The organism is Lentibacillus sp. L22, from assembly GCF_040812445.1.
GTDB classification, from domain to species: Bacteria; Bacillota; Bacilli; order Bacillales; family Amphibacillaceae; genus Lentibacillus_C; species Lentibacillus_C daqui.
In genome coordinates, this window is the sequence record NZ_JBFNXI010000066.1 from 1 (window position 1) to 12,334 (window position 12,334).

General features: G+C 42.0%; 14 protein-coding genes and 12 tRNA genes. 1 reads left to right on the forward strand and 25 read right to left on the reverse strand.

From position 1 onward, the window contains the following. Positions 1-153 precede the first annotated feature (153 nt). The 13 genes from ABRT01_RS17195 to ABRT01_RS17255 all read right to left on the reverse strand — a co-directional run bounded on the left by ABRT01_RS17195 (position 154) and on the right by ABRT01_RS17255 (position 2,111). Positions 154-227, reverse strand: a tRNA-Ile gene (locus ABRT01_RS17195). An 11-nt stretch (positions 228-238) separates the two neighbouring features. Then, positions 239-312, reverse strand: a tRNA-Gly gene (locus ABRT01_RS17200). Between the two features lie 23 nt (positions 313-335). Then, positions 336-412, reverse strand: a tRNA-Pro gene (locus tag ABRT01_RS17205). Between the two features lie 5 nt (positions 413-417). Beyond that, a tRNA-Arg gene (locus tag ABRT01_RS17210) sits at positions 418-494 on the reverse strand. A 54-nt stretch (positions 495-548) separates the two neighbouring features. After that, positions 549-635 (reverse strand) — tRNA-Leu (locus ABRT01_RS17215). 59 nt (positions 636-694) lie between these two features. After that, positions 695-780: transfer RNA gene (locus tag ABRT01_RS17220), tRNA-Leu, on the reverse strand. 17 nt (positions 781-797) lie between these two features. Next, positions 798-873: transfer RNA gene (locus ABRT01_RS17225), tRNA-Lys, on the reverse strand. Between the two features lie 38 nt (positions 874-911). Then, positions 912-983, reverse strand: a tRNA-Gln gene (locus ABRT01_RS17230). Between the two features lie 4 nt (positions 984-987). Beyond that, positions 988-1,064: transfer RNA gene (locus ABRT01_RS17235), tRNA-Asp, on the reverse strand. A gap of 35 nt (positions 1,065-1,099) precedes the next feature. Beyond that, positions 1,100-1,171: transfer RNA gene (locus ABRT01_RS17240), tRNA-Glu, on the reverse strand. A gap of 7 nt (positions 1,172-1,178) precedes the next feature. Next, positions 1,179-1,269: transfer RNA gene (locus ABRT01_RS17245), tRNA-Ser, on the reverse strand. Positions 1,270-1,272: 3 nt separating this feature from the next. Further along, a tRNA-Asn gene (locus ABRT01_RS17250) sits at positions 1,273-1,347 on the reverse strand. Between the two features lie 302 nt (positions 1,348-1,649). Next, entirely contained in the window at positions 1,650-2,111 is a 462-nt protein-coding gene (locus ABRT01_RS17255; RefSeq protein ID WP_367748884.1) for a SprT family protein, read from the reverse strand. 360 nt (positions 2,112-2,471) lie between these two features. Here ABRT01_RS17255 and ABRT01_RS17260 point away from each other — a divergent pair, with 360 nt between their 5' ends. Next, positions 2,472-3,935 carry a catalase gene (locus ABRT01_RS17260; protein ID WP_367748887.1) on the forward strand — a complete coding sequence of 488 codons (1,464 nt, stop codon included), beginning with the start codon at positions 2,472-2,474 and terminating at the stop codon, positions 3,933-3,935. Between the two features lie 84 nt (positions 3,936-4,019). On the opposite strand, the gene ABRT01_RS17265 is transcribed toward ABRT01_RS17260, so the two are convergent. From ABRT01_RS17265 to ABRT01_RS17320, 12 genes are all read right to left on the reverse strand, one after another. After that, on the reverse strand, positions 4,020-6,188 hold the full coding sequence (locus tag ABRT01_RS17265) for a Tex family protein (RefSeq protein ID WP_367748890.1): 2,169 nt from the start codon (positions 6,186-6,188) through the stop codon (positions 4,020-4,022). Beyond that, complete coding sequence (locus ABRT01_RS17270) at positions 6,178-6,339, reverse strand: hypothetical protein (protein WP_367748893.1); 162 nt, start codon at positions 6,337-6,339, stop codon at positions 6,178-6,180. The genes ABRT01_RS17265 and ABRT01_RS17270 overlap by 11 nt, the downstream gene beginning before the upstream one ends. Before the next feature lie 2 nt (positions 6,340-6,341). After that, positions 6,342-6,941: a SpoIIE family protein phosphatase gene (locus ABRT01_RS17275; RefSeq protein ID WP_367748896.1), complete on the reverse strand. Its 600-nt coding sequence runs from the start codon at positions 6,939-6,941 to the stop codon at positions 6,342-6,344. Continuing rightward, a complete protein-coding gene (gene sigB, locus ABRT01_RS17280) occupies positions 6,938-7,729 on the reverse strand; it encodes an RNA polymerase sigma factor SigB (RefSeq protein WP_269411294.1) in 792 nt (263 codons plus the stop codon). The genes ABRT01_RS17275 and sigB overlap by 4 nt, the downstream gene beginning before the upstream one ends. Further along, entirely contained in the window at positions 7,701-8,177 is a 477-nt protein-coding gene (rsbW, locus tag ABRT01_RS17285; protein WP_269412455.1) for an anti-sigma B factor RsbW, read from the reverse strand. The genes sigB and rsbW overlap by 29 nt, the downstream gene beginning before the upstream one ends. Next, positions 8,177-8,509, reverse strand: a complete 333-nt coding sequence (locus ABRT01_RS17290; protein WP_269411293.1) for an STAS domain-containing protein — start codon at positions 8,507-8,509, stop codon at positions 8,177-8,179. The genes rsbW and ABRT01_RS17290 overlap by 1 nt, the downstream gene beginning before the upstream one ends. An 84-nt stretch (positions 8,510-8,593) precedes the next feature. Continuing rightward, on the reverse strand, positions 8,594-9,604 hold the full coding sequence (locus ABRT01_RS17295) for a PP2C family protein-serine/threonine phosphatase (RefSeq protein WP_367748900.1): 1,011 nt from the start codon (positions 9,602-9,604) through the stop codon (positions 8,594-8,596). An 84-nt stretch (positions 9,605-9,688) separates the two neighbouring features. Further along, positions 9,689-10,090 carry an anti-sigma regulatory factor gene (locus ABRT01_RS17300; RefSeq protein ID WP_269411291.1) on the reverse strand — a complete coding sequence of 134 codons (402 nt, stop codon included), beginning with the start codon at positions 10,088-10,090 and terminating at the stop codon, positions 9,689-9,691. Between the two features lies 1 nt (position 10,091). Beyond that, entirely contained in the window at positions 10,092-10,448 is a 357-nt protein-coding gene (locus ABRT01_RS17305; protein ID WP_367748904.1) for an STAS domain-containing protein, read from the reverse strand. A gap of 6 nt (positions 10,449-10,454) precedes the next feature. After that, positions 10,455-11,324 (reverse strand): RsbT co-antagonist protein RsbRA, encoded by an 870-nt coding sequence (locus ABRT01_RS17310; protein ID WP_269411289.1) that lies wholly within the window; start codon positions 11,322-11,324, stop codon positions 10,455-10,457. A gap of 159 nt (positions 11,325-11,483) precedes the next feature. Continuing rightward, a complete protein-coding gene (locus ABRT01_RS17315) occupies positions 11,484-11,843 on the reverse strand; it encodes a type II toxin-antitoxin system PemK/MazF family toxin (protein ID WP_269411288.1) in 360 nt (119 codons plus the stop codon). Positions 11,844-11,846: 3 nt separating this feature from the next. Continuing rightward, positions 11,847-12,134 (reverse strand): CopG family ribbon-helix-helix protein, encoded by a 288-nt coding sequence (locus tag ABRT01_RS17320; RefSeq protein ID WP_269411287.1) that lies wholly within the window; start codon positions 12,132-12,134, stop codon positions 11,847-11,849. Positions 12,135-12,334: the final 200 nt, after the last annotated feature.

Consider the following 12,334-nt stretch of genomic DNA (forward strand, 5'->3'; position numbering starts at 1 on the left):
TTCTAACCTCAACCTCTGACATCTGTTACATACTGGTTGTTTTGTTCAGTTTTCAAAGAGCAAATTTCATAACGCTGTTTTTAACAGCAATTTAATTAGTATAACAATTAACCTCGTTACTGTCAACCCTTTATTTTGCTTTTTAAAAGCAAATGGGCCTGAGTGGACTCGAACCACCGACCTCACGCTTATCAGGCGTGCGCTCTAACCAGCTGAGCTACAGGCCCAACAAATGGTATGGAGCGGGTGAAGGGAATCGAACCCTCATCATCAGCTTGGAAGGCTGAGGTTTTACCACTAAACTACACCCGCATCATAAAATTTTATATCTCGCATGGTCGGGAAGACAGGATTCGAACCTGCGACCCCATGGTCCCAAACCATGTGCTCTACCAAGCTGAGCTACTTCCCGTTAAATGGCGCGCCCGAGAGGAGTCGAACCCCTAACCTCTTGATCCGTAGTCAAGCGCTCTATCCAATTGAGCTACGGGCGCATTTAAGCGAACTCTATTATATTAGCACATTCAGAAGTCAATTACAAGTATTTTTGGTGCGGTCGAGAGGACTTGAACCTCCACGGGTTATACACCCACTAGGCCCTCAACCTAGCGCGTCTGCCATTCCGCCACGACCGCGTATTTTAAAAGGCAAAAACAAAATGCCATGATTGCCACAGCACCTCGTATTTCATAAATGCGGGTGAAGGGAGTCGAACCCCCACGTCCGGTAAAGGACACTAGAGCCTGATTCTAGCGCGTCTGCCAATTCCGCCACACCCGCTAAACGCTATGATGTAATGGTGAGCCATGGAGGATTCGAACCTCCGACCCTCTGATTAAAAGTCAGATGCTCTACCGACTGAGCTAATGGCTCATCGTATTCTATTTCTTACTTATATGGATAAAATAAAGCTGGGCTACCAGGATTCGAACCTGGGAATGACGGGATCAAAACCCGCTGCCTTACCGCTTGGCTATAGCCCAATGATGGCGGTCCGGACGGGACTCGAACCCGCGACCTCCTGCGTGACAGGCAGGCATTCTAACCAGCTGAACTACCGGACCAAACCAAAGCAATATTTTTACTTATTCAAATAAGATGACCCGTACGGGATTCGAACCCGTGTTACCGCCGTGAAAGGGCGGTGTCTTAACCACTTGACCAACGGGCCATAAAAATGGCGGAGAAGGAGGGATTTGAACCCTCGCGCCGCTTACACGGCCTACACCCTTAGCAGGGGCGCCTCTTCAGCCACTTGAGTACTTCTCCGTTTGGCTCCACAGGTAGGATTCGAACCTACGACCGATCGGTTAACAGCCGATAGCTCTACCACTGAGCTACTGTGGATTGATAAATATGTAATTTTCCATTGCACAAAATCCAATCTGATAACGACAACGAAAATTATAATACACTAATTTTTGATCATTGTCAACATTTTTTCTCAAGACATTTTCTAACGCTTCCCGTTTGCTCAAGACCTATTTAATTTACCAGTTCTAACAAGTTTCGTCAATACCTTTCATCAAAAAAGTTAAAAACAACCATCCAAACGTCATTGAAACAAGATCTGAATCTATAATAAATGAAGAAAAATGCTGTCGTTTAATACAAATGACCTCCTCAACCCCAAGCTGCAAGCATTAACTTTATCCCTCTAACATGGACAGTCTTCCATTACATTTACCACATCTGTATTGATTCACGTTGATTCTCCGGGCTCTTTTATAAACATGTTTACAGTTATTACAAACATACTTGTACTTATACCTGTCTTCATTGGATGGTAATGGACGGCAATGTCTTGGTGATCCGGTTGCTCTCAATAGGTTCTTGAATTCTGCATCCCCGTGTTTATATCCCTTTCCTTCAATATGAAGATGATAATGACATAATTCGTGCTTGACTATGCCAATAAACTCATGTTCGTCCATCTCGGTCAAATACTTGGGGTTGAGTTCAATGATCTTTTTAGCCGGAATATATCGTCCTCCAGTCGTTCGCAGCCGATGATTGAATTGTACCTGATGTAAAAACGGCTTTTGAAAGTACTGTATGGATACTTCATTAACCAGCTTATATAATGACCTATTATCATTTAATAAATCCATTTAACAATATCCCTTCCCATTTATATGCACAATAATCATCATTACTATTCTAGCATATAATCGATTAATAACGACAAGTAAATATTAGGACAGTGCAATATGTTTCTAAAGGATACCGGGTTGCTTTGCCGGAAATACTCATTCAGTCTGTTTAGTTTTTATAATAGGTCCATGTTTACATCATACGCTGTACGGGTAATAGATTCATGTCGTCGTTTTTTAAAAGAATAGGTTATCCAAAAAAGCATTGCAACCGATTTTATTTAAAACAATTATAATTAAATATTGACTTTCAAAAAGTTTATATTACAATTAGTATTAGAGATATCAATTATGAATAAAGGAGAGGAGCTTTAATTTATGAGCGATAATCGTAAAACTTTAACTACCGGAGCAGGAATTCCAGTAGGAGACAACCAAAACTCTATTACTGCAGGACATAATGGGCCTAGTCTGATTCAGGATTTTCATCTGTTGGAGAAGCTGGCACATTTTGATAGAGAACGTATTCCGGAACGTGTGGTGCATGCCAAGGGAGCAGGTGCTTTTGGCTACTTTGAAGTGACCAATGATGAAATTTCCAAATACACGAAAGCCGACTTTTTAAGTGAAAAAGGAAAACGTACCGAAATGTTTGCCCGTTTCTCAACTGTTGCCGGCGAACTTGGTTCAGCTGATACAGTTCGTGACCCACGCGGCTTTGCGTTAAAATTTTATACCGATGAAGGAAACTATGACTTAGTTGGTAATAATACGCCGATCTTTTTCGTTCGTGATGCCATTAAGTTCCCTGATTTTATCCATACACAAAAACGTAATCCGCGCACAGGTTTAAAAGACCCGAATGCGGTTTGGGATTTCTGGTCCTTGTCACCGGAATCATTGCATCAAATCACTTATTTACATGGAGATCGTGGTATCCCGGCAACATACCGTCATATGAACGGCTATGGCAGTCATACATTTAAATGGGTCAATGATAAAGGAGAGGCTTTCTGGGTAAAATACCACTTCATCAGTGACCAGGGTGTGAAAGGGATGGATGTTAACCTGGCAGATAAGCTTTCCGGGGAAAATCCTGATTACCATCGTGAGGATCTCTACAACGCAATCGAGGAGGGTGATTTCCCATCATGGACATTATACGTGCAAATCATTCCTTACGAAGATTATAAAACGTATAAATGGGATCTGTTTGATGTCACAAAAACAGTTTCCAAAAAAGATTACCCTCGGATTGAAGTAGGAAAAATGGTATTAAACCGTAATCCGGAAAATCATTTTGCCGATGTGGAGCAAGCAGCTTTCACACCAGCTAATCTAGTTCCTGGAATTGAAGCATCTCCAGATAAAATGTTACAAGGCCGACTTTTCAGTTATGCAGATACACACCGTTACCGTCTTGGTGTCAACCATCAACAAATTCCTGTCAACCGTTCAAAAGTATCGGTTAACAACTATCAACGCGATGGCTATATGCGTGTAGACGGCAATGGCGGCGGTGCACCAAACTATGAACCAAACAGCTTCGATGGGCCAAAAGAAGACCCAGCAAGCAAAAATACACCTTTTGAAGTACAAGGTTTGGCTGAAAGTGTCGCCCATGACTCAGAAGATCATTACACACAACCTGGGGATCTATATCGTTTAATGAGTGCAGATGAAAAAACACGTCTCGTTGAAAACTTTGTAGAACACATGAAACCAGTTGAAAAAGATGAAATCAAATTACGCCAAATCGAGCATTTCTATAAAGCTGATCCGGAATGGGGCGAGCGAGTTGCTGCCGGTTTAGGACTATCTGTTCCTGAAGGGGTAAAATAATAGATCGTCAACTAAAAAGAGGACTTCCCAGCACATGGGTAAGCCCTCTTTTTTTACGTTTAAACAACGTAATTCAGCTTTTAGTTACTTATTTCCTACCATCGATAACGCCACTCGACCTTTTTCGGTGTCAACATTCTCCACCCAAACCGTTACCACATCCCCGACAGATGCGATATCCATTGGGTGTTTGACAAATTTGTTAGCCATTTTGGATATATGCACAAGCCCGTCCTGTTTTACACCGATATCCACAAACACACCGAAATCAACTACATTTCGTACTGTGCCTTGCATTTCCATGCCTGGCTGTAAATCTTCCAATGAGAGCACATTTTGCTTTAATAACGGTTGTGGGAAATCATCCCGAGGATCTCGTGCTGGACGGCTTAAGGCGCTCATAATATCAATCAATGTTGGCTCGCCAATACCAAGCTGTTCTGAAATCTCCTTCTTGTCCACTGATTGCAGACGCTCGTCTAATGTATCTGATCCGATATCCGTTAATTCAGCATCAAGTATACGCAAGAGTTCGGTTACCTGCTCATAGGTTTCCGGATGGATAGGGGTTCGATCCAGCGGGTTATCTCCATCGATAATCCGTAAAAAACCGATTGCTTGTTCATATGTTTTAGCACCTAACCGCGGGATCTTGCTCAATTGTTTCCGGTTCGTGAACTTTCCTTCCTCATTCCGTTTGGTCACAATATTATTGGCTACCGTTTTACTTAATCCGGATACATATTGCAATAATGAGGTTGACGCTGTATTGACGTTGACCCCGACTTGGTTAACGGCTGTTTCAACTACAAATGTCAGTGATTCATTTAGTGCTTTCTGGCTGACATCATGTTGGTATTGCCCTACTCCAATCGATTTTGGATCAATCTTAACCAGTTCGGCAAGTGGATCTTGTACCCGTCTGGCAATGGATGCTGCACTTCTTTCCTCAACTTGTAAATCAGGGAATTCTTCACGGGCTAACTTGGAGGCGGAGTACACACTTGCCCCCGCTTCATTAACAATAATATATGGGACTTGTAATTGATGTTTGCCAATGGTATCCGCAATGAATTGTTCGGTTTCCCGTGATGCCGTTCCATTCCCAATCGCAATAAGCTCGATCTTGTATGTCTGAATAAGTTCCATGACAATTTTTTCAGCACCTGCCACATCTTTTTTAGGTGCGGTTGGGTACATGACCCCAACCTTGTGGACCTTTCCAGTTTCATCAACCACTGCCAGTTTGCAGCCAGTTCTAAAAGCAGGATCAACACCAAGAACAGTTTTTCCTTTAAGCGGTGGTTGTAGCAGCAGATTTTTTAAGTTTTTGGCAAACACATCGATTGCCTGCGTTTCCGCTTTTTCTGTTAAGCTATTACGAATCTCACGCTCAATCGAAGGCTGGATTAACCGTTTATAACTATCGGCAATTGCGGCGTCCATCACCTCCGTAACATGCTGATTGGCTTGCTTATTAATCAGTTTCTTTCGTAAAAACTCGCTTATTCGTTCGATCGGTGGTTCAATGCTGACTTTTAAAATTCCTTCTTTTTCACCGCGATTCAATGCGAGGATCCGGTGGGAAACCAACGAACGAACTGCTTCATGGTATTCATAATACATCTCATAAACGCCTTTTTCATCTGATGCAGCCGACTTTACTTCTGAACGAATGATACCTTTTTTATATGTTTCGTCCCGAATGTAATCGCGAAATTCCGGGTCATCAGAAATCCATTCGGCAATAATATCGTTCACACCGGTCAATACATCGTCTATTGTATGTACCTCGTGTTCCTCTGAGAAAAACTCCACTGCCTTCGTTTGAACGTCGATATCTTCCAATTTCCAGACCAATTCGGCTAATGGTTCCAATCCTTTTTCTTTGGCAATGGTCGCTTTTGTCCGGCGTTTTTGTTTATATGGGCGATACAAATCTTCCACCCGCTGTAACTGGGTTGCTTCATTGATGTTTTGTGCAAGCTCTTCAGTTAGTTTGCCTTGTTCATCAATCAGGCGGATTACTTCCTGTTTGCGTTCCTCCAAATGGACCGCATAATTCCATTTGTCTTGGATGAGCTTGATTTGCACTTCATCGAGGCCACCGGTTGCTTCTTTCCGGTAGCGAGCGATAAACGGTACGGTATTTCCTTCATCAAGCATTGCAATTACTTTATCAACCGTACTGGCTTTGACTTGGGCTTCTTTGGCCACCCAATTGGTTATCTCCTGATTTATTTCAACAGCCACAATGATTTCCTCCTCTTTCAACGTGCCCTTTCATTTTACCAAAACATATGTTATTTTCCCAATCCTTACCTGAGATGATCCAGCCCTGCAAATAAAAGAGCATACCACGACTTTTCCAATAAAAATGACTGCCATTTCCGCTGACAGCCATGATTATCCCCCATATTTCATTGCAATTAATGTCGTATCATCGTTTGGCGATTCTCCATGTAAGCATGCATATGCGTTGATGATGTCGTTTACATCCCGATTCAAGATAAACTTCTTTGTCAAATCCGCATCAGAGACACCGTCGGAGAACATAATAAAATTCATTTGTGGTTCCAATGTGCCGTTAACCACTTTGAAGGGCCTAGGATACCCAGCCAAATACCCGGCATTGGGGATATTCCGCTTTTTCTTTCCATCTTGCGTTACCGTCAAAATACCAATATTGCCAATGGAGGAAAAAGCGTATTGTTCAGAGGAATAATTAACTTTAAGTATTCCCAGCACCACTCCGCGTTTTCGGAACAACTCCTGATTACACCGCTTTACGATTTGTCCAACTGTTGCATGAATATTGCTCTCAATGATGTCAATTACGATTTGCGATGATTCTTTGGCGTATTCTCCACTGCCCAATCCGTCGGCAATCGCACAAACAAATTCTTTATCAGTCTCGATGTAATAATAACTGTCGCCGCAATGAATATTGCCGTTTTTTGCTTTTTGATAAACCGCTACTTGCATTTTGTTTGCTGCTGTATTCAATCTAATACCTCTTCGCTATCGGACTGAATCGTTTCGCGGAGTTTTCTTAAGGCCCGTCGCTGCAATCGGGAAACATGCATTTGTGAAATACCCAGTAATTCCCCTGTTTCTTTTTGACTGCGGTTGTCAAAATAGGTATATTGCAAGATTTGTTGTTCTCGTTCGGATAAGGTCGGCAAAATTTTCTCCAGGAGCATACGCTGATCGGCATTTTTAAAATCTTGGTCATCGCTGCCTACCAGGTCAAGGATCGAGACTGTACTGCCATCCGAATCCGCTTCAATTTTCCGATCGACCGACAATGCTTTATAGCTTTTGCTCATTTCCATGGTTTCCAGCACATCTTCCTCGGTCACATCTAAATATTCGGCGATCTGCGGAACAGTCGGTGGCTGCTGATTCGATGTCGTTAATTCTTCTACTGCCTTCTTGATTTTCGGACCTAACTCCTTGATGCGCCTTGGCACATGAACACTCCAGGTTTTATCCCGAATAAACCGTTTAATTTCACCAATAATTGTCGGGATTGCAAACGACTCGAATGATTTGCCATAGGTTGCATCATAACGTTTCACTGCAGCCAGTAATCCGATCATCCCAACTTGCACCAAATCTTCATGAATCCCACTATTTTTGGAATACTTACGAGCAATGGACTCTACAAGATTTTGATAGGTTAGTACAATTTTTTCCTGTATTGTTTCATCATTTGGCTCGTCCTGCAGATATTCAATCCATTGGTAAACCTCGTCTCCTCCTTTATTGTGTGGTTGAGATTTGGTCGCCATTAAAACCCACCTCGGTTTCCTGAAGGTACTTTGTCATTAGCACAATAACACCATGATCATTGTTAATCTCTACTTTATCCATTAGTGCTTCAATTAAAAAAAGGCCAAGTCCGCCCTCTCTTAATGTTTCGACCGATTCTGTGGGTTCATATGGGCCAATGGATCCTTTCACCTGCCCCAAATCAAAGCTGCCGCCGTAATCAGCCACCATTACCTCCAAACGATTGGCATAGACACCAAATCCGATCGTAACTTCTCCATCATCTTCCGGATCATAAGCATGCGTTACAGCATTCGTTATCGCCTCAGAGACAGCAACTTTTAAATCTTCAATATCCTCATAGGAAAAACCCATCCGGTTCGCAACCCCGGAAACACTCAACCGGATGACACCCACGTATTCTACTTTTGCAGGAATTTTCATTTCGATAAAATCAAATACTTCCATCATTCACTGCCACCTCGAATCGCTGCCTTAATATCCATGATTTCGATCAAGCCGGTGATTTGGAACAAGCGAAACACGCGATCCTGCAAATCAACTAGCTTCAACTGACTATCATTTTCTTTCGTCGATTTCAATGCACTAATAAACACACCAAGTCCGGTACTATCCATATAGTTAACCTGTTCCAAATTAACTTCCACGATGTGTCCCGCACCTTTTGTCAGGGGTAAAAGCGTTTCTTTCAGCTTCGGTGCAGTATATGCATCAACCTCACCCGACAAAACGATCTTTGACTTGTCGGATTCCTCGATTACTTCTATTTCCAAGTCCATTATTTCTTCTCCCTTCAAGATGAAGTTCAAACTCATAGGTTACACCATATTCAACACTGTATGACTACCCGTTGAAACAACCTGTTAAACATCTTTTTGCAAAATAATCAGGGTGAAGTCATCACGAAGCTCAAAATGCTGCATTCGTTCAAAATATTTATATACCTGATCGACCATGTCCTGTGCCGGTAAATGGGAATAGCTCTTGATCACTTCAAGCAATTCCTCTGTTTCGATAAAACGGTCTCCTTCTCTGCATTCAGTTACGCCATCTGTCAACAGAATGACCATATCACCCGGTTCAATTTTACGCTCATACCGTTGATACGTCGTATTCCCGGTAACACCGAGCACAAGCCCTTTGGTTTCCATTTCCTCAAATCGATCTTCTTTTTTATGATAGATGAAACCAGGTTCGTGGCCAGCAGAGGCATAACGGAGCAGGTTTTTATCAGGGAGGTATTGTGCGTAAATCATGGTGATAAACATGCTTGGATCAACGTTTCGTTCCACAACCCGGTTGAGGCTTTCCAAAATTGACTCCGGTTGCATCATTTCTTCCTTGAAACTATCCATGGAATATTTAATCATGGACATGCACAAAGCCGCTGGTATCCCTTTACCAACGACATCTGCCAGGGCAACTCCCAGTGTACCATCCTCGCCTTTGATAAAATGATGATAGTCGCCATTCATCTGGTGGGCGGGAATACTGACCACGCCGATATCCAATCCCTCAATGGCAGGTTTACTTGTCCCCAAAAGGGTTCTTTGCATTCCGGCAGCAACCTCAATTTCTGATTTCAATTCCAGTTGTTTTTCCCTTAATGTCTGGAATTCCTGAAGGGCAAGGCCATAGGAAATCATTGTTTCCAAAAGAAATTTCATGGACATCTTCAGTTCCTTGGATAAGTCCGGGAACAATTCTGCCAAAGCCTGAATATGCAGATTGACAATGTCTTCGGGAAGTATATTATTTTTAATAAAAGATTTACTGATTTGCTCAGCTCCGTACAACGATTGTTCGTCTTGTGTTTCAATATACCGTTTGAGGAGATCTTTGTAATGCTCAATATCCGTTTCGATGGTTTTCATCTCAATATACCCCCGTTTCTATTTGGCGCTCAATCATTACCCTGCTAGCCAGGGATGACCTGCTGTAAAGTCATCCCTGGATTTTCAACGCACCCATTTAATTGCTTTTACCTCTGTGCCTTTATCTTTTTCTGATTTAATGTCGAACACATCCATCAGGCGATTGACACCCGGTAAACCCGCACCGAGTCCACCCGAGGTTGAAAAGCCATCCTCCATTACCTGACTCAAATCGTCAATTCCGGGACCGGTATCTACAGCTGTCATGCAAATCCCTTTACGATTCATTTCTTCGACTACTTCAAAATAAATTTGACCGGAGCCAGCATATAGGTATATATTACGTGCAAGCTCGGATATCGCAGTAGCAATGCGGGCCTGATCCACAGTGCCAAAGCCTGTTTCTTTTGCTATATCACGGCCGACTTGACGCGCTCCGACAATATCCCATTCTTTTTTTATATTCACACAGGTTTGGAGACTCATCCTAATCCCCCAATTCCTGATGTAATTTAATCAATCCCTGTTCTAAATTTAATGCAGTGGAAACACTTTTCATTTCAATTCCGAGGTCGATAAGTGTTACAGCAACAGCAGGCTGAATACCTGTCAAAACTACTTTTGCCCCCATCAAATCTGACATAGTCACCACATCGCCCAACACTTTGGCAATAAACGAATCAATCATTTCTACTGATGTCAAATCAATAACTACGCCGGTTGCACCACTCTTGTGAATCTGATTCAGTAAATCTTCCTGAAATTGTATAGCGATATGATCGTCAATTTCTGTTTGGATCGACACCAGCAAATAGTGATGTAATTTTAAAATTGGGATTCGCAACAAGTATCACTCCCTGTCCAACGTTTTAAGCAGTTTCTCAATCTCTGATTCACTTGTATCCAGGTCTTCAATTTTTCGATTGGTCATTTCCAAAGCCTTGGCAAAGCCTTTTTTCAATGAGCTTTTAGTTGGGAATTTCCCCAGATCAATACCCAGATTTACAATTGTTTGGGCTATCTCGGGACGGATTCCTACCAAAATGCAGGTTGCACCCACCAGCCGGACTGCTTCTGCTGCTTGAATAATATGATGTGCCACCATGGTATCGACAACCGGAACACCTGTAATGTCCATTAAAACCACTTCTGAATTATGTTTAATCACACCATCAAGCAAATTTTCCATGATCAATTTGGCCCGCTCTGTGTCGATGGTACCTATCAATGGCATAATCGTGATATTGTCCATAACCGGGATCAATGGTGCTGACAATTCCTGTAAAGCGATCCGCTGTAAAGAGACGATATGTTCCCAGCTGCCGGAATACTCATTAACCAGTTGTCGAATGATTGGTTCAACCCATTGATCCACACTTTGCAGAACATTGGAGATATACGTAGAATCAACCTGGTCAGATTGGCTGAGAATATAATCAATGGTTACGCGACGGAATGTTTGCAGACCGTCCGTGATATAACTTAATGGCCAGCCCAAATTGATCAGTTTTTCCGAAAAAGTCTCAAGCGTTTCTGTGGAACCCTGACTTTTAATGCTGGAAAAAATCACATTGACAAACTCTCGGTTCGTATTTTCAAACAAATCATCGGAAATTGCCGAAGTATAATTGCCGTCTTTCTTGGAATCAACTTCATCCATCCATAATTGAACGATGGAATCACTATGTTCCAATACTAACTTTTTAAATTTGTCATCCACTTTTACATACCCCCTGTATCATTTCTAATTCCGGGCCAGCCGCCAAAATTCCACATACATGATCATCTTCCGTCAAAATATTATCTGTTTGTATTGTATCATACAACATTCTTCCAAGGCATAACAAAACCCTTGTTAAACTGTTTAACAAGGGTTTTGTTATGATCCATACATATCCTTCAGCCCTAGGCTTATTTCCAATGCATGGTTGATCTTTTCCATCATTTCTTTATCCAGCTTTGTTATTTTGTCAGTTAATCGCTGCTTATCAAGTGTTCTGATTTGTTCAAGCAGGATAACAGAATTCCGATCAAATCCATAGCGTTTTGCGTTTATCTCGACATGAGTCGGAAGTTTTGCTTTTTGAATTTGTGCGGTAATTGCTGCAATGATAACGGTTGGGCTAAACCTGTTACCAATATCATTTTGCAAGATCAATACCGGGCGGATGCCCCCCTGTTCTGATCCGACAACAGGAGATAGATCGGCGAAATAAACTTCGCCTCTTTGCACAATCAAAACTTACACCCCGATGACAGAGCGCTCTACGGTGTTCTTTTCTGCTTCCTCTTCGGCCTGAAATGCTTCTGAAGCGATTGTTAGATTAATTCTAGCCATTTCCGTGTAGCCTTTGATCATGGAATCACGGAATTGTTGGATGTGCTCCTCTTTCTTGGATTCTAAATAATTTCTGGTTGCTTCACATATGAAATCGCTCAAATCGCTATTTTCATACTTCATTAATCCATCCACCTCATTTAACAGGTTTTTTGGTATCCGTACTAAGACTTCTTGCAAGCTCTCTGACAAGATTTACACCTCCGCCAACTGTTGAACGAACGAATATACATTTTTCCATTTAATAATATCATTGTCTCCCCTGGTTTGCAAAGGCTACCTGAGAACTTTTTTCTAACAAAAGCATTTTACAGGTTTCACGGTTATAGAGGATGTTCAAAAAGTCCGGTAAAAATGACACTTCGAATTTCGTCGTTGGCTTGCTTTTCCGC

Excerpts from the sequence above, each read along its gene's own strand:
- ABRT01_RS17255 (WP_367748884.1), bottom strand. The coding sequence starts at position 2,111 with ATGGATTTATTAAATGATAATAGGTCATTATATAAGCTGGTTAATGAA.
- ABRT01_RS17295 (WP_367748900.1), bottom strand. The coding sequence starts at position 9,604 with ATGAAAACCATCGAAACGGATATTGAGCATTACAAAGATCTCCTCAAA.
- ABRT01_RS17300 (WP_269411291.1), bottom strand. The coding sequence starts at position 10,090 with ATGAGTCTCCAAACCTGTGTGAATATAAAAAAAGAATGGGATATTGTC.
- rsbW (WP_269412455.1), bottom strand. The coding sequence starts at position 8,177 with ATGGAAGTATTTGATTTTATCGAAATGAAAATTCCTGCAAAAGTAGAA.
- ABRT01_RS17290 (WP_269411293.1), bottom strand. The coding sequence starts at position 8,509 with ATGGACTTGGAAATAGAAGTAATCGAGGAATCCGACAAGTCAAAGATC.
- ABRT01_RS17270 (WP_367748893.1), bottom strand. The coding sequence starts at position 6,339 with ATGGCTGTCAGCGGAAATGGCAGTCATTTTTATTGGAAAAGTCGTGGT.
- sigB (WP_269411294.1), bottom strand. The coding sequence starts at position 7,729 with ATGGCGACCAAATCTCAACCACACAATAAAGGAGGAGACGAGGTTTAC.
- ABRT01_RS17260 (WP_367748887.1), top strand. The coding sequence starts at position 2,472 with ATGAGCGATAATCGTAAAACTTTAACTACCGGAGCAGGAATTCCAGTA.